Origin of the sequence: Methylobacterium sp. Leaf102 (assembly GCF_001422425.1) — a bacterium.
Classification (GTDB): Bacteria; Pseudomonadota; Alphaproteobacteria; order Rhizobiales; family Beijerinckiaceae; genus Methylobacterium.
Genome location: NZ_LMMX01000020.1, coordinates 1 through 20,214 on the forward strand (window position 1 = coordinate 1; position 20,214 = coordinate 20,214).

The window sequence follows — 20,214 nt, forward strand, 5'->3', positions numbered from 1 at the left end:
CATCGTGCCGGTGGCCATGGAAGAGAAGCTGCGCTTCGCCATCCGTGAAGGCGGCCGCACCGTCGGCGCAGGCGTCGTCGCCGCCATCAACGAGTAGTCGGTCCGCCATCACCGTCGCGACGCCGCGGGACCCCGGTCCCGCGGCGTTTGCTCTCCGAGCCGAACAATCCTGACGGCACCGACAATCTCGGAAAATCCCGTACGGTTCGCCATTGCGGCAAGGCCCGGGCCGGTCTATAGCAGCGCCGCGGCGATGAATGCGTCCCCGCATAGGAGTGTAGCTCAACTGGTCAGAGCGCCGGTCTCCAAAACCGGAGGTTGCGGGTTCGAGTCCCTCCACTCCTGCCAATTGGCCGCTGCTCCAGTTCAAGTCCACTCCCCGTTCCATTCCGATCAGATCGCCTGTCCGCAAGTCGGAACCCGGTGCAGTCGACAAGCACGGGGACTTGCGCTAGAGCGGTCGCCTTCCGAGATCGATGAAGGCTTTCGCGGCAGGCGTGGCTCCAGGCCTCCGCACCGCGCTTTCCCGATCCCCGGACCGTTCTCCTGTTTGTTGGCGCCATGGCATCGAACGAAGCATCGAAGAAAACGGACCTCGCGCGCACCCCGCCGCGTGGCTCCGTCACGCCGGGTCCTGCTCGGGCGACGCCCCCCGTGCGGCCCGCGCCCAAGCGCGTCGGCCCCGTGGAGTTCCTCGGCCAGGTGCGCGACGAGGGCCGCAAGGTCACGTGGCCGACCCGCAAGGAGACCGTGGTCACCACCGTGATGGTGTTCATCATGGTGGTCGCCGCGAGCCTGTTCTTCACCGTGGTCGATCAGGCCATGCGCTACCTCGTGACCCTGATCCTCGGGGTCGGGACCAACTAATCTATCGGTCCGGGCGCGCTTTCGCGACCGGCCGAGCGACGTCAGGATTTGGTGAGAACGTGTCGAAGCGCTGGTACATCGTCCACGCCTACTCGAATTTCGAGAACAAGGTCGCGCAGTCCATCAAGGATCAGGCGGCCCAGCGTGGCCTGATGGAGCTGTTCGACGAGGTCATGGTTCCGACCGAGAAGGTCGTGGAGGTCCGGCGCGGCCGAAAGGTCGATGCCGAGCGCAAGTTCTTCCCCGGTTACGTCCTGGTGAAGTGCGACCTCACCGACGAGGTCTACCACCTGATCAAGAACACCCCGAAGGTCACGGGCTTCCTCGGCGCCGACAAGTCGAAACCCGTGCCGATTCCGGATTCGGAAGCCGAGCGCATCAAGGGCCAGGTCGCCGAGGGCGTCGATCGCCCGAAGCCCTCCATCTCCTTCGAGATCGGCGAGACGGTCCGCGTGTCCGACGGTCCGTTCGCGTCCTTCAACGGCACCGTGGAAGAGATCGACGAGAGCCGCTCGCGCCTCAAGGTCGCCGTATCGATCTTCGGCCGCGCCACCCCGGTGGAGCTCGAATACGCCCAGGTCGAGAAGCTCTGATCTTTTGGATTTCGCGGGTGAGTCACCACTGACGCATCCGCTTTTCTTCCGTTCGGCTCCGCGCCGGACGCGAAACCACCATCTCCAGGATGGTGTCACGCGCGGAAGGCCCGCCCGGTTCGCCGCCGGGGTCCACGGACCGTACCGCGACCTGCAACCGCCCGCTCCACCTGCGCTGAGGCCAGCCGGGTGCCGGGCATTCTTTGGGAGCAGTCCCTATGGCAAAGAAGATCACGGGCTACGTGAAGCTTCAGGTTCCGGCCGGCGCCGCGAACCCGTCGCCGCCCATCGGCCCCGCGCTCGGTCAGCGCGGCCTCAACATCATGGAATTCTGCAAGGCCTTCAACGCGAAGACCTCTCAGATCGAGAAGGGCACCCCGATTCCGGTCGTGATCACGGCCTATCAGGATCGCTCCTTCACCTTCGAGATGAAGCAGCCCCCGGTGACGTTCTTCCTCAAGAAGGCCGCCGGCCTGAAGATCGGCAAGAAGCCGGCTTCCGGTTCCAAGACCCCGGGCAAGCCCGGCACCAACGTCGGCAAGGTCACCGAGGCACAGCTCCGCGAGATCGCCGAGCGCAAGATGCCCGACCTGAACTGCGATTCGGTGGATGCCGCCGTCGCGATGATCCGTGGCTCCGCGCGGGCCATGGGTCTCGACATCGTCGCTTAAGGGGAGGGCACCATGGCACACGAAGGCAAGCGCATCCGCGCCGCCCGCGAGGGCATCGACGCGCTCAAGCTCTACACCATCGACGAGGCGATCAAGCTCGTTAAGGAGAAGGCCAGCGCGAAGTTCGACGAGACCGTCGAGGTCTCCATGAACCTCGGCGTCGACCCGCGCCACGCCGACCAGATGGTCCGCGGCGTCTGCAACCTGCCCAACGGCTCCGGCCGGACCGTGCGGGTGGCGGTGTTCGCCCGCGGCGCCAAGGCCGACGAGGCCCGGGAAGCCGGTGCCGACATCGTCGGCGCCGAGGATCTCCTCGAGATCGTCCAGAGCGGCAAGATCGAGTTCGATCGTTGCATCGCCACCCCGGACCTGATGCCGCTCGTCGGTCGTCTCGGCAAGGTGCTGGGCCCGCGCGGCCTGATGCCGAACCCGAAGGTCGGCACCGTCACCATGGACGTGAAGTCCGCGGTCGCCGGCGCCAAGGGCGGTTCGGTCGAGTTCCGCGTCGAGAAGGCCGGGATCGTCCACGCCGGCATCGGCAAGGTCTCGTTCGACGCCGACAAGCTCGTCGAGAACATCAAGGCCTTCGCCGACGCTGTCTCCAAGGCGAAGCCCGCCGGCGCCAAGGGCCAGTACGTCCAGCGCGTCGCCGTGACCTCCTCCATGGGTCCGGGCGTCAAGGTCGAGCCCTCGACGGTCCTGCCGGCGTAACGTCCGCAGGCCTGCCACATCTTTGGAAACGCCCGGCCTCGCGGCCGGGCGTTTTCGTTTAAGGCCTCACGCCCGCCAGAACGGCTGGCAGGCCTCCCGCCGAACGGCTTCCGGGTTCAGCCCGACCTCGCGCATCTGCTCGGGATGCAAGTTCGCCAAAGTCCGGCGGTGACGCCAGCGCCCGAGCCAGACACGGCACAACGCACCGAGCCCGCGATCCACGCCGGTTGCCACGGCAGTCGGATATGGGGATCGGACGAGGGACGTGGACGACATGGCGATCTACTCCGATAGCACGGCCTCCGAAGGGGCTTGCCGCGCAACATTGATCCGAGCACAAATCGGATCAATCGAAACATTGATCTCGGAGCATTTTCGTTCGTGAGCGACTTCAGGGTCCTGGCCGACCGCCTTGCCGACGCGATCGCCACGGGACGACTGGCACCGGGCGCGCGATTGCCGCCGCAACGCGCCTACGCCTACGCCAACGGCATCGCCGTCTCGACGGCGAGCCGGGTCTATGCCGAACTCGTCCATCGTGGTCTGGTCACAGGGGAGATCGGCCGGGGCACCTATGTGCGGTCGCGCGCCGCGACACCCATCCTCGCTTTCGCCGAACCGCCGCCGACCGCCATCGACCTCGAACGCAACTATTCGATCCTACCGGGTGAGGTGGAGACCCTTTCCGGTGCACTTGCGGGATTGCTCCGATCCGACCGCCTCGAAACCCTTGCCGGTCCCGTGGCGGCGACGGGTCATGCGGAGGGGCGGGCCATCGCCGCCCGCTTCTTCGCCCGACCGGGCTGGACGCCCACCCCCGACAGGATGCTGTTCACCGGCAACGGGCGCCAGGCCGTGGCAGCCGCCCTCGCAGCCCTCGCTCCGCCGGGCGAGCGCATCGGGGTCGAGGCGATGACCTATCCGGTGGTGAAGGGAATCGCCGCGCGCCTCGGCATCGTCCTGGTGCCCATCGCCATGGACGGGGAGGGCCTGTGCCCCGAATCGGTTGCCCAGGCGCACCGGACCACCCCCCTGCGCGGCCTCTATCTCCAACCCTCGCTTCACAATCCCCTCGGAATCACCATGGGCGGTGAGCGCAGGGCGGCCATCGCGGCCTGCCTCGAAGCCTTCGGCCTCCTGGCTGTCGAGGATGCGATCTACGGATTCCTGAGCGACGCCGCCCCCTTGGCCGCCCTGGCGCCCGACCGCGTCGTCTTCCTCGACAGCCTGTCGAAGCGGGTCGCGCCCGGCCTCACCCTCGGGTTGATAGCCACGCCGCCGGCCCTCACGGATCGGGTCGCCCACTGCGTACGTTCGGGCGGGTGGGGTGCCACCGGTCTGCCCTTCGGCATCGGACTCCATCTCATGGATTCGGGGGAGGCGGCCCGGATTGGACTGGCGAAGCGGCGCGATGCCCGTTCCCGGCAGGCGCTCGCGCGTGACATCCTCGGCGACCTCGACGTGCGGGGCGATCCGGGCGCCTACCACCTCTGGCTGGTTCTGCCCGAAGCGTGGCGGGCCGAGACCTTCGTCGCGGCGGCTGCCCGGCGCGGGATCGCGGTCACCCCCGCCAGCGCCTTCGCCGTCCATCCCGGCCACGCGCCCAACGCCGTGCGCCTCGCGCTGGCCTCACCGCCCCTCGACGCCCTCGCCACCGCCCTGCGGACCCTGCGCCAGCTGGCGGCAGGGGGGGACGACCGCCCCGTCGAGTGAGACCGGACGGCTCACCGTTCAAAGGACCGTGAGGCACCGGGCGGCAAGCAACCGGCGGTGCGAGAAATCGCGTTCGAGGGGGACGCCATCGCGCGGGGCTGTGCTAAGTACGGCTTCATGCGATGCACCCTCTCCGTCTCCTCCAAGCGACGCATCCTGTGCGTCTTCCCCGCTTACACGCCGTCCTTCGGGACGTTCGCGCACGCCTATCCGTTGATGGGCGGCGTCAAGGCGTTCATGCCGCCGCAAGGTCTGCTGCTCATCGCGGCCTACATGCCGGAGACCTGGGAGTACCGGTTCGTCGACGAGAACATCAAACGGGCCGGGCCGGACGACTTCGCCTGGGCCGACGCGGTGTTCGTGTCGGGCATGCACATCCAGGCCCCGCAGATCCGCGATATCTACGCCCGGGCGCACGCGGCCGGTAAGGTCACGGCGCTGGGCGGCCCGTCTGTCTCGGGCTCGCCCGAGCAGTACCCCGAGTTCGACTACCTCCATATCGGCGAGATCGGCGACGCCACCGACGAACTCGTGGCGATCCTCGACCGCGACGTGTCGATCCCGGCCACCCAGGTGCGCCTGGAGACGAAGGAGCGCCTGCCGCTCTCCGACTTCCCGGCCCCCGCCTACGAGGCCGCCCCGCTCAAGCGCTACCTCATCGGCTCCCTGCAATTCTCGTCGGGCTGCCCGTATCGCTGCGAATTCTGCGACATCCCGCAGCTCTACGGCCGCCAGCCGCGCCTGAAGAGCCCCGAGCAGATGCTCGGCGAACTCGACGCGATCATCTCCCAGCCCGGTCACCCGGCGGTGGTGTACTTCGTCGACGACAACTTCATCGGCAACCGCAAGGCGACGAAGGACATGCTGCCCCACCTCGTGGCGTGGCAGAAGAAGAATCACTACCCGCTTCAGTTCGCCTGCGAGGCGACCCTGAACATGGCGAAACAGCCCGACATCCTCGCGCTCATGCGCGAGGCCAACTTCATGACCGTCTTCGTCGGCATCGAGACGCCGGAAGAGGACGCGCTGGCCGGCATCGACAAGAAGCACAACGCCGCCGTGCCCATGTACGAGGCCATCGAGACCCTCAACAGCTTCGGACTGGAGGTGACGTCCGGCATCATCCTCGGCCTCGACACCGAGACCGACGGCTCCGAGCAGAAGCTCATCGACTTCGTCGACAAGTCGGCGGTGCCGGTGCTGACCATGAACCTGCTCCAGGCCCTGCCCAAGACCCCCCTGTGGGACCGCCTCACCCGCGAGGGCCGTCTGCTCCACGACGCGTCGCTCGAATCCAACGTCCTGTTCAAGCGGCCCCACGACGACGTGGTGGCGAGCTGGCGCCGGGCCATCGCCCATGCGTACGAGCCGGCCCACCTCTTCGAGCGCTTCAAGTATCAGGTCGAGCGGACCTACCCGCACCGGATCAAGACTCCGCTGAAGGGCAAGCTCACCCGGACCAACCTGCGCCGCGGCTTGATCCTCGGCTTCAACATCGCCCTCAGGGTCGGCGTCCTGTCGGATTACCGGGGCGTGTTCTGGAAGGCGGCGGGCCACGCCCTGAAGCGCGGGCAGATCGAGGCGGTGTTCAACATGGGCTTCGTCGCCCACCACCTCATCCGGTTCACTCGCGAGGCCCTGCGCGGCGAGCACAACGCTTCGTTCTACGCGGCCAAAGCCGACCAGGCGAAGGAGCAACGCACGCCATGGTGGCAGGCCGCGCGCCGGTTCCTACCGACGTGACGGAGTGACGGACCTGCCGCTGCGCTCGGCCGCAGCGGCAAGTGCCGTCAAGGAAAATCGGCGCCTGCGACCGAATAGTCCCGCACTGGCCCTTGGCAGGCTGCTTGCAAGGTTCTATAGACCGCGCTCAACGTTTTCATGAACGAGAAAGGAATCGACCCATCGGTCGGTTTCCAATCGAGAGATCCCTGGGCAACCAGGTGATATGGCCGGAAGGCTTTGAGGGGCGAAAGCCCTTTCAGGCTTTATCCGGCCATGTCCTGTCCGAGACTGCAGGCGCTGGGCGACCGGCTTAATCTTCCAGCCTGCACAGACGGGGAAGACCGAATTCAACATCCTCGCGCACCCTGGCGATTCGTCGGGGTCGAGAGGCATCGGTTTGAACCATCTCACCCGTGTCGTCCACCCATTCGGGGGGCAGCAGGGGACAGGGCCGTGAAGCGTCGTCCAGGACGTTCCGGCTTTCATGAGCCGAATTCCGTCCCGGGCGGCATGTGCAACCGGCGGACCCATCCTCGGGTTCCGCCAACCGGAGAGAGCCCCAGTGGACAGGACAGCCAAAGCTGATCTCGTCTCGACGCTCAACGGCGTGTTCGCGAACACGTCCGTCGTCGTCGTGGCCCACTACAAGGGCCTCACGGTCGCCGACATGCAGAAGCTGCGCTCGCAGATGAAGCTGGCCGGTGCCACCGTGAAGGTCACCAAGAACCGCCTCGCCAACATCGCTCTCGATGGCACGGACGTCGCCTCCATCAAGCCCCTCCTGAAGGGTCCGACCCTGCTCGCCTATTCGAGCGACCCGGTCGCGGCCGCCAAGGTTGCGGTGGAGTTCGCCAAGGTCAACGACAAGCTCGTGATCCTCGGCGGCGCCATGGGCACGACAGCCCTGAACCCGGACGGCGTGAAGGCCTTGGCCTCGCTCCCGTCCCTCGACGAACTGCGCGCCAAGATCGTGGGCCTCATCCAGGCTCCCGCGACCAAGATCGCCCAGGTCGTCAACGCACCGGCGGCCAAGCTCGCCCGCGTGTTCGGGGCCTATGCCACGAAGGACGAGGCTCAGGACGAAGCGGCCTGAAGGTCGCATCGTTCTTCTCAACCCATCCGTTCAAACCGATCTCTGAAGGAACACCACCATGGCTGATCTCGCCAAGCTCGTCGACGACCTGTCCTCGCTGACCGTTCTCGAGGCCGCCGACCTCGCCAAGCTGCTCGAAGAGAAGTGGGGCGTCTCGGCCGCCGCTGCCGTCGCCGTCGCCGGCCCCGCCGCCGGTCCGGCCGCCGCCGTCGAGGAGCAGACCGAGTTCACGGTCATGCTCACCGCCGCCGGCGACAAGAAGATCGAGGTCATCAAGGAGGTCCGCGCGATCACCGGCCTCGGCCTCAAGGAAGCCAAGGACCTCGTCGAAGGCGCTCCGAAGGCCGTCAAGGAGTCCGTCAACAAGGAAGAGGCCGAGAAGCTCAAGGCCCAGCTCGAGAAGGCTGGCGCCAAGATCGAGCTCAAGTAAGACTCTTCGGTGGGCCGCCTCAGGCCCATCACTTCCCCGTCGGGCTCCCCGGAGCTTGACGGGCCCAAAGGCCCGCGGGTTCGCGCCCGTGGGCTAAGGTCGCTTCCGGCGACACGACCGGCCCGGCGACGGGCCACCAGATTTTCAGTTCGGGAGGGCGGCGTCCGGCGGGGCGCGTCCATCGCCTGGTCGCGGGAGGCACGAGCCTTCCCCGGGCATCCGGTACGCGGGACGTAGGAGCGAGGTCACCCATGGCCAACACGCTGGTCGGTCGCAAGCGCATTCGCAAATTCTTCGGCAAGATCAAGGAAGTCGCCGAGATGCCGAACCTCATCGAGGTTCAGAAGGCATCCTACGACCAGTTCCTGATGATGGACGAGCCGGAAGGCGGGCGGGGCGACGAAGGCCTGCAGACCGTGTTCAAGTCGGTTTTCCCGATCTCGGACTTCTCGGCCACGGCCCTCCTCGAGTTCGTGAAGTACACGTTCGAGCAGCCGAAATACGACGTCGACGAGTGCCGTCAGCGCGGCATCACCTATGCGGCCCCGCTCAAGGTGACCCTGCGCCTCATCGTGTTCGACGTCGATCCCGACACCGGTGCGAAGTCGGTCAAGGACATCAAGGAGCAGGACGTCTACATGGGCGACATGCCCCTGATGACGGAGAACGGCACCTTCATCGTCAACGGCACCGAGCGCGTCATCGTCTCCCAGATGCACCGTTCGCCCGGCGTGTTCTTCGACCACGACAAGGGCAAGACCCACTCGTCGGGCAAGCTCCTGTTCGCCGCCCGCATCATCCCGTATCGCGGCTCCTGGCTCGACGTCGAGTTCGACGCCAAGGACATCGTCCACGTCCGCATCGATCGCAAGCGCAAGCTGCCGGTGACCTCCCTGCTGTTCGCCCTCGGGCTCGACGGCGAGGAGATCCTGTCGACGTTCTACAACCGCGTGCTGTACGACCGCGACGGCGCCGAGTGGCGCGTGCCGTACGATGCCGAGCGCCTGAAGGGCTTCAAGGCCTCCGTCGACCTCGTCGATGCCGAGTCCGGTGAAGTCGTGCTCGAAGCCGGCAAGAAGCTCAACGCCCGGAACGCGCGCCAGATCGCCGAGCGCGGCGTGAACTTCCTCAAGGCCACGGACGAAGACCTCATCGGCCAGTACATCGCCGAGGATCTGGTGAACGACCAGACGGGCGAGATCTGGGCCGAGGCCGGCGACGAAATCTCCGACAAGCTCCTCAAGAGCCTCGAAGAGGTCGGCATCACCGAGCTGCCCGTGCTCGACATCGACCACATCAACGTCGGTCCCTACATCCGCAACACCCTCGCGGTGGACAAGAACTCCGCCCGCGAAGGCGCGCTGTTCGACATCTACCGGGTCATGCGTCCCGGCGAGCCGCCGACCCTCGACACCGCCGAGGCGATGTTCCACTCGCTGTTCTTCGATTCCGAGCGCTACGACCTCTCGGCGGTCGGCCGCGTGAAGATGAACATGCGCCTCGACCTCGACGCCGAGGACACCGTGCGGACCCTGCGCCGTGAGGACATGCTCGCGGTCGTCAAGGCTCTGGTGGATCTGCGCGACGGCAAGGGCGAAATCGACGACATCGATCACCTCGGCAACCGCCGTGTGCGGTCCGTCGGCGAGCTCATGGAGAACCAGTACCGCCTCGGTCTGCTCCGCATGGAGCGCGCCATCAAGGAGCGGATGTCCTCCGTCGACATCGACACGGTGATGCCGCAGGACCTCATCAACGCGAAGCCCGCGGCCGCGGCCGTGCGCGAGTTCTTCGGCTCGTCGCAGCTGTCGCAGTTCATGGATCAGACCAATCCGCTCTCGGAAGTGACGCACAAGCGGCGCCTCTCGGCGCTCGGACCCGGCGGTCTGACCCGCGAGCGCGCCGGCTTCGAAGTGCGCGACGTGCACCCGACGCATTACGGCCGCATCTGCCCGATCGAGACCCCGGAAGGCCCGAACATCGGCCTGATCAACTCGCTGGCGACCTTCGCCCGGGTGAACAAGTACGGCTTCATCGAGACCCCCTTCCGCAAGGTGAAGGACGGCGTCGTCACCACTGACGTCGCCTACCTGTCGGCGATGGAAGAGGCGAAGTACTACGTCGCCCAGGCCAACGCCCAGATGGACGAGGCCTTCAAGTTGACGGAAGACCTCGTGGTCTGCCGTCGTGCCGGCGACGTCATCGTCGTGCCGCCGGACCGCGTCGATCTCATGGACGTGTCGCCGAAGCAGCTCGTTTCGGTCGCCGCCGCGCTGATCCCGTTCCTCGAGAACGACGACGCGAACCGCGCCCTCATGGGCTCGAACATGCAGCGGCAGGCGGTGCCGCTGGTTCGTGCCGACGCGCCCTTCGTGGGCACGGGCATGGAGGCCGTGGTCGCCCGCGATTCCGGTGCCGCCATCGCGGCGCGCCGCTCGGGCATCGTCGATCAGGTGGACGCCACCCGTATCGTCATCCGCGCCACGGAAGAGGCGGACGCCACCAAGCCGGGCGTCGACATCTACCGCCTGCAGAAGTTCCAGCGCTCCAACCAGTCGACCTGCATCACGCAGAAGCCGTTGGTGCGCGTCGGCGAGTCCGTGAAGAAGGGCGAGATCATCGCCGACGGTCCGTCGACGGAGTTCGGCGAGTTGGCCCTGGGCCGGAACGTGCTCGTCGCTTTCATGCCCTGGAACGGCTACAACTTCGAGGACTCGATCCTGCTCTCCGAGCGGATCGTGAAGGATGACGTGTTCACCTCGATCCATATCGAGGAGTTCGAGGTGATGGCCCGAGACACCAAGCTCGGTCCGGAAGAGATCACCCGCGACATCCCCAACGTCTCCGAAGAAGCGCTGAAGAACCTCGACGAGGCCGGCATCGTCTACATCGGTGCCGAGGTCCACGCCGGCGACATCCTGTGCGGCAAGATCACCCCGAAGGGCGAAAGCCCGATGACGCCGGAGGAGAAGCTTCTCCGTGCGATCTTCGGCGAGAAGGCGTCCGACGTGCGCGACACCTCGCTTCGGGTCCCCCCGGGCGTGACCGGCACCATCGTCGAGGTCCGGGTGTTCAACCGCCACGGCGTCGACAAGGACGAGCGCGCCCAGGCCATCGAGCGCGAGGAAATCGAGCGTCTCGCCAAGGATCGCGACGACGAGCAGGCGATCCTCGACCGCAACACCTACGCGCGTCTGGCCACCGTCCTCATCGGTCAGGCCCCCATCGCCGGTCCGAAGGGCTTCAAGAAGGAGACCACGCTCAACCGTGAGCTCCTCTCCGAGTACCCGCGTTCGCAATGGTGGCAGTTCGCCGTCATCGACGACCGTCTCATGACCGAGATGGAAGCGATGCAGAAGCAGTACGACGAGTCGAAGAAGCGCCTGGAGCAGCGCTTCCTCGACAAGGTCGAGAAGCTGCAGCGCGGCGACGAGCTGCCCCCCGGCGTGATGAAGATGGTCAAGGTCTTCGTCGCGGTGAAGCGCAAGATCCAGCCGGGCGACAAGATGGCTGGCCGTCACGGCAACAAGGGCGTCGTGTCGCGCATCGTCCCCATCGAGGACATGCCGTTCCTCGAGGACGGCACGCATGCCGACATCGTGCTCAACCCGCTCGGCGTGCCCTCGCGCATGAACGTCGGTCAGATCCTGGAGACCCACCTGGGCTGGGCCGCGGCCGGTCTCGGCCGCAAGGTCGGGCTCGCGGTGGACGCGTATCTTCGCAGCAACGACATCGCGCCCCTCAAGGCGGAGATGGAGGCGATCTACTCGCCGTCGGAGCTCGAAGGCCTGTCGGACGAGGACATGGCTGAGGCGGCCAACAACGTGCGCCGCGGCGTGCCGATGGCCACTCCGGTGTTCAACGGCGCCAAGGAAGCCGACATCGAGCAGATGCTGGAGATGGCCGGTCTCGACCGGTCGGCCCAGTCGACGCTCTACGACGGCCGCACGGGTGAGCCCTTCGACCGCAAGGTCACCATGGGCTACATCTACATGCTGAAGCTGCACCACCTCGTGGACGACAAGATCCACGCCCGGTCGATCGGTCCGTACTCCCTCGTCACCCAGCAGCCGCTGGGCGGCAAGGCGCAGTTCGGCGGTCAGCGCTTCGGCGAGATGGAGGTCTGGGCGCTCGAGGCCTACGGCGCCGCCTACACCTTGCAGGAGATGCTCACGGTGAAGTCGGACGACGTCGCCGGCCGCACCAAGGTGTACGAGGCCATCGTTCGCGGCGACGACACCTTCGAGGCCGGCATCCCCGAGTCCTTCAACGTGCTCGTCAAGGAAATGCGCTCGCTCGGCCTCAACGTCGAGCTCACCTCCTCGAAGAAGACCGCCAACGACCAGATCGAGCCGCCCGCCGAGGCGGCCGAGTAACCACCGCACCACGCTCCCGCGCCGGCTCACTCGCCGGCGCGGTCCGAGCGGGGAGGGGAAGCGCCTCCCGGATGATGACGGCCAGCGGCGACTGAGACAGTCGCGGCGCCGACCAGTTTACAGCACGCGGTAGCCCCTCGGCGGAGGGTGCACCCCGTCAGCAGGAGTCGATCCATGAACCAAGAGGTCATGAATCTTTTCAACCAGCAGGCTCAGCCCCAGAGCTTCGACCAGATCAAGATCTCGATCTCGTCGCCGGAGAAGATCCTCTCGTGGTCTTTCGGCGAGATCAAGAAGCCCGAGACGATCAACTACCGCACGTTCAAGCCCGAGCGCGACGGCCTGTTCTGCGCCCGGATCTTCGGGCCGATCAAGGACTACGAGTGCCTGTGCGGCAAGTACAAGCGCATGAAGTACAAGGGCGTCATCTGTGAGAAGTGCGGCGTCGAGGTCACCCTCGCGCGCGTCCGGCGCGACCGCATGGGCCACATCGAGCTCGCCGCGCCCGTCGCCCACATCTGGTTCCTGAAGTCGCTGCCGTCCCGCATCGGCCTCCTGCTCGACATGGCCCTCAAGGACCTCGAGCGGATCCTGTACTTCGAGTCCTACGTCACCATCGAGCCGGGCCTCACCCCCCTCAAGGAGCGTCAGCTCCTCTCCGAGGAGGAGTACCTGCGCGCGCAGGAGGAGTACGGCGAGGACTCGTTCACCGCCATGATCGGCGCCGAGGCCATCCGGCGCATCCTGCAGGAACTCGACCTCGACGGGATCGCGGATTCGCTGCGCGAGGAGATCGCCACCACGACCTCCGAGCTGAAGCCGAAGAAGCTCCTCAAGCGCCTGAAGATCATCGAGGCCTTCCAGATGTCGGGCAACAAGCCCGAGTGGATGATCCTCACCGTGGTCCCCGTGATCCCGCCGGACCTGCGCCCCCTCGTCCCCCTGGACGGCGGCCGCTTCGCCACGTCCGATCTGAACGATCTCTACCGCCGCGTCATCAACCGCAACAACCGCCTGAAGCGGCTGATCGAACTGCGCGCGCCGGACATCATCATCCGCAACGAGAAGCGCATGCTTCAGGAAGCGGTCGACGCCCTGTTCGACAACGGCCGCCGCGGCCGCGTCATCACGGGCGCCAACAAGCGTCCCCTGAAGTCCCTCGCCGACATGCTCAAGGGCAAGCAGGGCCGCTTCCGCCAGAACCTGCTCGGCAAGCGCGTCGACTATTCCGGCCGTTCGGTCATCGTCGTCGGCCCGGAGCTGAAGCTGCACCAGTGCGGCCTGCCGAAGAAGATGGCACTGGAGCTGTTCAAGCCGTTCATCTACGCGCGCCTCGACGCCAAGGGCTTCTCGGCAACCGTGAAGCAGGCGAAGAAGCTCGTGGAGAAGGAGAAGCCCGAGGTTTGGGATATCCTCGACGAGGTGATCCGCGAACACCCGGTGATGCTCAACCGCGCGCCGACGCTCCACCGCCTCGGCATCCAGGCGTTCGAGCCCAAGCTCATCGAGGGCAAGGCGATCCAGCTCCACCCGCTGGTCTGCGCCGCGTTCAACGCCGACTTCGACGGCGACCAGATGGCCGTGCACGTTCCCCTGAGCCTCGAGGCTCAGCTGGAGGCGCGCGTTCTGATGATGTCGACGAACAACATCCTGCACCCTGCCAACGGCCTGCCGATCATCGTGCCGTCGCAGGATATCGTGCTCGGCCTGTACTACCTGTCCATCGTGGCCGAGGGCGCCATCGGCGCGTTCGACCCGACGAGCAAGACCAACCCGATGCAGGGCGTCTTCGGCAATGTGGGCGAGCTCGAGCACGCGCTGGCGGCCAAGACCGTCAAGCTGCACTCGAAGATCCGCTGGCGGTGGAACGGCATCGGCCCCGATGGCGAGCCGCTGACGAAGACCTACGACACCACGCCGGGCCGCGTGATCCTGTCCGGCGCCCTGCCGCTGCACAAGAACGTCCCCTTCGACGTCGTCAACAAGCTGATGACCAAGAAGGAGATCTCGTCGATGATCGACACCGTCTACCGCCACTGCGGTCAGAAGGAGTCGGTGATCTTCTGCGATCGCATCATGGCGCTCGGCTTCAACCACGCGTTCAAGGCCGGCATCTCGTTCGGCAAGGACGACATGGTGGTGCCCGACAACAAGTGGCCCATCGTCGACGACACGCGTGCCCTCGTGAAGGACTACGAGCAGCAGTACAACGACGGCCTGATCACCCAGGGCGAGAAGTACAACAAGGTGGTGGATGCCTGGGCCAAGTGCTCGGACAAGCTCGCCGCCGAGATGATGCTGCGCATCTCCACGGTGCAGAAGGACGAGAACGGCGCCGACAAGCAGATCAACTCGATCTACATGATGAGCCATTCCGGTGCCCGTGGTTCGCCGGCGCAGATGAAGCAGCTCGCCGCCATGCGCGGCCTCATGGCCAAGCCCTCGGGCGAGATCATCGAGACGCCGATCATCTCGAACTTCAAGGAAGGCCTCGACGTGCTCGAGTACTTCAACTCGACCCACGGCGCCCGTAAGGGCCTCGCGGACACCGCGTTGAAGACGGCCAACTCCGGCTACCTGACCCGTCGTCTCGTCGACGTGGCCCAGGACGCGGTCATCCGCGAGGTCGACTGCGGTTCGACCTCCGGCATCCGCATGCGCGCCATCGTCGACGCGGGCCAGGTCGTGGCCCCGCTCTCGATCCGCATCCTCGGCCGCGCCACGGCGGAGGATCTCGTCGCCCAGGACGGCACGGTCATCGTCAAGACCAACGAGACCATCGAGGAGAAGCACCTGCCGGCCATCCAGGCGGCGGGCATCCAGGAGGTGAAGATCCGCTCGGTGCTGGTGTGCCAGACCCGCAGCGGCGTCTGCGCCACCTGCTACGGCCGAGATCTGGCCCGCGGCACGCCCGTCAACATGGGCGAGGCCGTCGGCGTCATCGCGGCGCAGTCCATCGGCGAGCCGGGCACCCAGCTCACCATGCGCACCTTCCACATCGGCGGCGCGGCGCAGATCGCCGACTCGTCGTTCATCGAGTCGAGCTTCGAGGGCACCATCAAGATCCGCAACCGGGCGCTCGCCCGGAACACGGACGGCGACCTCATCGCCACGGGCCGCAACGTCGCCGTCGTCATCGTCGGCTCCGACGGTTCCGAGCGCGCGGTGCACCGCCTGCAATACGGCGCCAAGCTGCGGGTGGACGAGGGCGACACGGTCAAGCGCGGCCAGCGCATCGCCGAATGGGACCCCTACACCCGTCCGATCATCACCGAGACGGACGGCATCGTCGCCTACGAGGACCTCATCGACGGTCAGTCCATCACGGAGACAACCGACGAGTCGACGGGTATCGCCAAGCGCGTGGTGATCGACTGGCGCGGGACCGCCCGCACCGCCGACCTCAAGCCGGCGATGCTGGTGCTCGATGCCGACGGCAAGCCGATGAAGCTGCCGCGCGGCTCCGACGCCCGCTACTTCCTGCCCGTCGACGCCATCATCGGCTACGATCCGGGTGGGCGCGTGAAGGCCGGCGACATCCTCGCCCGCGTCTCCACCGACTCGGCCAAGACCCGCGACATCACCGGCGGTCTGCCGCGGGTGGCGGAGCTGTTCGAGGCCCGTCGGCCCAAGGACGCGGCGATCATCGCCGAGAAGTCCGGCACGATCCAGTTCGGGCGCGACTACAAGAACAAGCGCCGCCTGACGCTGACCCCGCACGACGGCTCGGACGCCGTCGAGTACCTCATCCCCAAGGGCAAGCACATCCACCTGCAGGACGGGGATGTGGTGGAACTCGGCGACTACATCGTCGACGGCAATCCGGCGCCGCACGACATCCTGGCGATCAAGGGCGTGGAGGAGCTCGCCGCTTACCTCGTCAACGAGATCCAGGAGGTCTACCGGCTCCAGGGCGTGGCCATCAACGACAAGCACATCGAGGTCATCGTCCGGCAGATGCTGCAGAAGGTCGAGATCACCGACGGCGGCGATTCGGACATCCTCACGGGTGACCAGATCGACCGGACGGAACTGGCCGACGCCAACGAGAAGCTGCTCGCCGAAGGCAAGCGTCCCATCGTCGGCGTGCCGGTCCTGCTCGGCATCACCAAGGCCTCCCTGCAGACGAAGTCGTTCATCTCGGCGGCCTCGTTCCAGGAGACCACCCGCGTCCTGACGGAGGCGGCCGTCAACGGCAAGATCGACTACCTCGAAGGCCTCAAGGAGAACGTCATCGTCGGCTCGCTCATCCCGGCCGGCACGGGCTCCATGGCCGCCGACATCCGCGCCGTGGCGCGGCGTCGCGACGCCATGATCCTCCAGCAGAAGGCCGCCGAGAGCGGCGCACAGCCCCTCACGGGCCTGCCGCCCGCCGCCGAGTAGGCGCGAGCGACCGTCACCGAACTAACCAGGGGTCGCCTACGGGCGGCCCCTTTTTCGTGCGCGGACCATCGGAGACAGGTTTCGGGCCGCGACGCCCGTTTCATTCACGGTTCGCTAGGGGAAATGGGTTGACGGCCGGCGAATCCACCTCTATCAGGCCCTCATTGAACGGCTGGCCGTAAGCAGCAATTGATCCACGAGCGTCTCGCTCGGATCCAAGCTTCTTAAACGCATCCGACTTCAACAGACGAACACGTGTCAGCCCGGCATGATCGCTTGCTTGATCGCAGGTGATCCTCTGCTTGCAACGGCGCGCCAAAGGCTGACATCAGCCTGGGGCGCGGTTTTGCGTTTCATCGCACAGGTCGTGCGGCGACGGGGCGGGCCAAACGAGATTTGGATTTCGACGGTCGCCGACGCAGGCGACGCGTTTCGAGAGGATTGGCATGCCGACGATCAACCAGCTGATCGCTCAGCCGCGCAAGGCGCAGAAGAGCCGCAACAAGGTGCCGGCGCTCGACGCCTGCCCGCAGAAGCGTGGCGTCTGCACCCGCGTCTACACGACGACCCCCAAGAAGCCGAACTCCGCGCTCCGTAAGGTCGCCAAGGTTCGTCTGACCAATGGCTTCGAAGTCATCGGTTATATCCCGGGCGAGGGTCACAACCTTCAGGAGCACTCCGTGGTGATGATCCGCGGCGGCCGTGTGAAGGACCTTCCCGGCGTTCGCTACCACATCCTGCGCGGCGTGCTCGACACGCAGGGCGTCAAGGGTCGTAAGCAGCGCCGGTCCAAGTACGGCGCCAAGCGTCCGAAGTAAGTTATTCGCGCACCCCGCAAGGATGTCGCCGGCCCCGATTGGGCTCGAGGCGGCCTGCGCGGGGTGGTTTCAAGACCCTGTATTTAGACGGAGCGAGCGATGTCCCGCCGCCATTCTGCCGAGAAGCGCGAAATCATTCCGGACGCCAAGTACGGCGACATCGTTCTGACCAAGTTCATGAATTCGATCATGTACGAGGGCAAGAAGTCCATCGCCGAGGGTATCGTGTACGGCGCGTTCGACATCGTCGAGAACCGCGCTCGCGCCAACCCCATCGAGGTGTTCCGCGCCGCCCTCGAGAACGTGGCCCCGGCCATCGAGGTTCGCTCCCGCCGCGTCGGCGGCGCGACCTACCAGGTCCCCGTCGAGGTTCGCACCGAGCGCCGTCAGGCCCTGGCCATCCGTTGGCTGATCCAGGCCGCACGCGGCCGCAACGACCGCACCATGGTCGAGCGCCTCTCGGCCGAGCTCCTCGACGCCGCCAACAACCGCGGCAACGCCGTGAAGAAGCGGGAAGACACGCACCGGATGGCGGAAGCCAACCGCGCCTTCTCGCACTACCGCTGGTAAGCGGACCCGGACCCTTTCAGGAGCAATCCGATGCCCCGCACGCACGCGATCGAGGACTACCGCAACTTCGGCATCATGGCCCACATCGATGCCGGCAAGACCACGACCACCGAGCGGATCCTCTACTACACCGGCAAGTCCCATAAGATCGGCGAAGTCCATGACGGCGCCGCGACCATGGATTGGATGACGCAGGAGCAGGAGCGTGGCATCACGATCACCTCCGCGGCGACCACATGCTTCTGGCGCGACAAGCGCCTGAACATCATCGACACCCCCGGCCACGTGGATTTCACCATTGAGGTGGAGCGTTCGCTTCGCGTCCTTGACGGCGCCGTGTGCGTGCTCGACGGCAATCAGGGCGTCGAGCCCCAGACCGAGACCGTCTGGCGCCAGGCCGACAAGTACGACGTGCCTCGCGTCGTGTTCGTCAACAAGATGGACAAGATCGGCGCAGACTTCTTCAAGTGCGTCGCCGATATCATCGACCGTGTCGCCGGCAAGCCGGTGTGCCTGCAGCTGCCGATCGGCGCCGAGACTTCCTTCAAGGGCGTCATCGACCTGATCAAGATGAAGGCCATCGTCTGGACCTCGGAGAAGCTCGGCGCCGAATTCGCCGAAACCGAGATCCCCGACGATCTCGCCGAGCAGGCCGCGGAGTACCGCATCAAGCTCGTCGAGGCCTGCGTCGAGATGGACGACGACGCGATGTCGGCCTACCTCGACGGCGTCGAGCCCGACGCAGAAACGATGCATCGCTTGGTGCGCACCGCCGTGCAGCGTCGCGCCTTCCATCCGGTGCTGTGCGGATCGGCCTTCAAGAACAAGGGCGTCCAGCCCCTGCTCGACGCCGTGGTCGATTACCTACCGTCCCCCGCCGATCGCGGCGAGATCAAGGGCCTCGACTTCAAGACCGAGGAAGAGATCGTCCGTCATCCGTCGGACAGCGATCCCTTCTCCATGCTCGCCTTCAAGATCATGGACGATCCGCACGTCGGCACGATCACGTTCTGCCGCGTCTACTCGGGCAAGATCGAGTCGGGCGCCAACGTCATCAACTCGTCGCGCGACAAGAAAGAGCGCGTCGGCCGCATGCTCCTCATGCACGCCAACAACCGCGAAGACGTCAAGGAGGCCTTCACGGGCGACATCGTCGCCCTGGCCGGCCTCAAGGACACCCGTACGGGCGACACCCTCTGCGATCCGCAGAAGGCCGTGATCCTCGAAAAGATGGAGTTCCCCGAGCCCGTCATCGAGATCGCCGTGGAGCCGAAGTCGAAGGCCGATCAGGAGAAGCTCGGCATCGCTCTCGCCAAGCTGGCCGCCGAGGATCCGTCGTTCCGGGTCTCGACGGACCAGGAGTCGGGCCAGACCATCCTTCGCGGGATGGGCGAGCTCCACCTCGACATCAAGGTCGACATCCTTCGCCGCACCTACATGGTCGATGCCAACATCGGTCAGCCGCAGGTGGCGTATCGTGAGAAGCTCACGAAGCGCACCGAGATCGACTACACCCACAAGAAGCAGACCGGCGGTACCGGTCAGTTCGCCCGGGTGAAGTTCATCGTGGAGCCCAACGAGCCCGGCAAGGGCTTCGAGTTCTCCTCGAAGATCATCGGCGGCACGGTGCCGAAGGAGTACATCCCGGGCGTCGAAAAGGGCCTCAACTCGGTGCTCGGTGCCGGTATCCTAGCAGGCTTCCCCGTCGTGGACATCAAGGTCGAGCTCATCGACGGCGCCTACCACGACGTCGACTCCTCGGCGCTCGCCTTCGAGATCGCGTCGCGTGCAGCCCTCCGTGAGGCCCTCCAGAAGGGTGGATCGGTGTTGCTCGAGCCGGTGATGAAGGTCGAGGTGGTCTCGCCGGAAGAATACACCGGTTCGGTGATCGGCGATCTCAACTCGCGCCGTGGCCAGATCCAGGGCCAGGACATGCGCGGCAACGCGAACGTCATCAACGCAATGGTGCCGCTGGCCAACATGTTCGGCTACGTGAACCAGCTGCGCTCCTTCTCTCAGGGGCGCGCCAACTTCACGATGCAGTTCGACCATTACGAAGAGGTGCCGCGCGGCGAGGCCGAGAAGGTCGTCGCGAAGTACGCTTAAGGCTTCCCGCCTTTTCCGGACCGCAGCAGCATCACCTGAAACACTGAGATTACGGAGGCTACGATGGCCAAAGAGAAATTCGCTCGTACGAAGCCGCACTGCAACATCGGCACGATCGGTCACGTGGACCACGGCAAGACGTCGCTGACGGCGGCGAT

The 20,214-nt window shown here is 66.0% G+C and carries 14 protein-coding genes, 1 tRNA gene and 1 pseudogene; all 16 read left to right on the forward strand.

What is annotated here, in order from left to right:
• A pseudogene (locus ASF27_RS21570) lies at positions 1-97 on the forward strand (elongation factor Tu); the annotation flags it as partial.
• 174 nt (positions 98-271) lie between these two features.
• Positions 272-348: transfer RNA gene (locus ASF27_RS11320), tRNA-Trp, on the forward strand.
• A 213-nt stretch (positions 349-561) separates the two neighbouring features.
• Complete coding sequence (gene secE, locus ASF27_RS11325; protein WP_056171425.1) at positions 562-867, forward strand: preprotein translocase subunit SecE; 306 nt, start codon at positions 562-564, stop codon at positions 865-867.
• Between the two features lie 59 nt (positions 868-926).
• Positions 927-1,460, forward strand: a complete 534-nt coding sequence (gene nusG / locus ASF27_RS11330; RefSeq protein ID WP_056092062.1) for a transcription termination/antitermination protein NusG — start codon at positions 927-929, stop codon at positions 1,458-1,460.
• Between the two features lie 218 nt (positions 1,461-1,678).
• Complete coding sequence (gene rplK / locus ASF27_RS11335; protein ID WP_056171427.1) at positions 1,679-2,131, forward strand: 50S ribosomal protein L11; 453 nt, start codon at positions 1,679-1,681, stop codon at positions 2,129-2,131.
• Between the two features lie 12 nt (positions 2,132-2,143).
• On the forward strand, positions 2,144-2,842 hold the full coding sequence (gene rplA / locus ASF27_RS11340; RefSeq protein WP_056171430.1) for a 50S ribosomal protein L1: 699 nt from the start codon (positions 2,144-2,146) through the stop codon (positions 2,840-2,842).
• Positions 2,843-3,223: 381 nt separating this feature from the next.
• Positions 3,224-4,555 (forward strand): PLP-dependent aminotransferase family protein, encoded by a 1,332-nt coding sequence (locus ASF27_RS11345; protein WP_056360188.1) that lies wholly within the window; start codon positions 3,224-3,226, stop codon positions 4,553-4,555.
• Between the two features lie 117 nt (positions 4,556-4,672).
• Positions 4,673-6,298: a B12-binding domain-containing radical SAM protein gene (locus tag ASF27_RS11350; RefSeq protein WP_056360191.1), complete on the forward strand. Its 1,626-nt coding sequence runs from the start codon at positions 4,673-4,675 to the stop codon at positions 6,296-6,298.
• 544 nt (positions 6,299-6,842) lie between these two features.
• The gene (gene rplJ / locus ASF27_RS11355; RefSeq protein WP_056171434.1) at positions 6,843-7,373 is read left to right on the forward strand and encodes a 50S ribosomal protein L10; all 531 of its coding nucleotides are present in this window, start codon (positions 6,843-6,845) and stop codon (positions 7,371-7,373) included.
• A 58-nt stretch (positions 7,374-7,431) separates the two neighbouring features.
• Complete coding sequence (rplL, locus tag ASF27_RS11360; protein ID WP_056171436.1) at positions 7,432-7,803, forward strand: 50S ribosomal protein L7/L12; 372 nt, start codon at positions 7,432-7,434, stop codon at positions 7,801-7,803.
• Between the two features lie 251 nt (positions 7,804-8,054).
• Positions 8,055-12,179 carry a DNA-directed RNA polymerase subunit beta gene (gene rpoB, locus ASF27_RS11365; protein ID WP_056171438.1) on the forward strand — a complete coding sequence of 1,375 codons (4,125 nt, stop codon included), beginning with the start codon at positions 8,055-8,057 and terminating at the stop codon, positions 12,177-12,179.
• A 174-nt stretch (positions 12,180-12,353) separates the two neighbouring features.
• Positions 12,354-16,562 carry a DNA-directed RNA polymerase subunit beta' gene (gene rpoC, locus ASF27_RS11370; RefSeq protein WP_056265688.1) on the forward strand — a complete coding sequence of 1,403 codons (4,209 nt, stop codon included), beginning with the start codon at positions 12,354-12,356 and terminating at the stop codon, positions 16,560-16,562.
• A gap of 446 nt (positions 16,563-17,008) precedes the next feature.
• Positions 17,009-17,380, forward strand: coding sequence for a 30S ribosomal protein S12 (gene rpsL / locus ASF27_RS11375; RefSeq protein ID WP_018044234.1), 372 nt, complete (start codon positions 17,009-17,011; stop codon positions 17,378-17,380).
• 99 nt (positions 17,381-17,479) lie between these two features.
• Complete coding sequence (gene rpsG / locus ASF27_RS11380) at positions 17,480-17,950, forward strand: 30S ribosomal protein S7 (RefSeq protein ID WP_018044233.1); 471 nt, start codon at positions 17,480-17,482, stop codon at positions 17,948-17,950.
• A 30-nt stretch (positions 17,951-17,980) separates the two neighbouring features.
• Positions 17,981-20,056, forward strand: a complete 2,076-nt coding sequence (fusA, locus tag ASF27_RS11385; protein ID WP_056171442.1) for an elongation factor G — start codon at positions 17,981-17,983, stop codon at positions 20,054-20,056.
• A gap of 63 nt (positions 20,057-20,119) precedes the next feature.
• A partial coding sequence (locus ASF27_RS22250; RefSeq protein WP_139221393.1) for a GTP-binding protein occupies positions 20,120-20,214 on the forward strand: 95 nt, incomplete at its 3' end.

Bases quoted from the DNA above. Each gene is read 5' to 3' on its own strand.
- secE (WP_056171425.1), top strand. From the start codon at position 562: ATGGCATCGAACGAAGCATCGAAGAAAACGGACCTCGCGCGCACCCCG.
- rplA (WP_056171430.1), top strand. From the start codon at position 2,144: ATGGCACACGAAGGCAAGCGCATCCGCGCCGCCCGCGAGGGCATCGAC.
- rplL (WP_056171436.1), top strand. From the start codon at position 7,432: ATGGCTGATCTCGCCAAGCTCGTCGACGACCTGTCCTCGCTGACCGTT.
- rpsL (WP_018044234.1), top strand. From the start codon at position 17,009: ATGCCGACGATCAACCAGCTGATCGCTCAGCCGCGCAAGGCGCAGAAG.
- rpoB (WP_056171438.1), top strand. From the start codon at position 8,055: ATGGCCAACACGCTGGTCGGTCGCAAGCGCATTCGCAAATTCTTCGGC.
- rplK (WP_056171427.1), top strand. From the start codon at position 1,679: ATGGCAAAGAAGATCACGGGCTACGTGAAGCTTCAGGTTCCGGCCGGC.
- fusA (WP_056171442.1), top strand. From the start codon at position 17,981: ATGCCCCGCACGCACGCGATCGAGGACTACCGCAACTTCGGCATCATG.
- rpsG (WP_018044233.1), top strand. From the start codon at position 17,480: ATGTCCCGCCGCCATTCTGCCGAGAAGCGCGAAATCATTCCGGACGCC.
- rpoC (WP_056265688.1), top strand. From the start codon at position 12,354: ATGAACCAAGAGGTCATGAATCTTTTCAACCAGCAGGCTCAGCCCCAG.
- ASF27_RS11350 (WP_056360191.1), top strand. From the start codon at position 4,673: ATGCGATGCACCCTCTCCGTCTCCTCCAAGCGACGCATCCTGTGCGTC.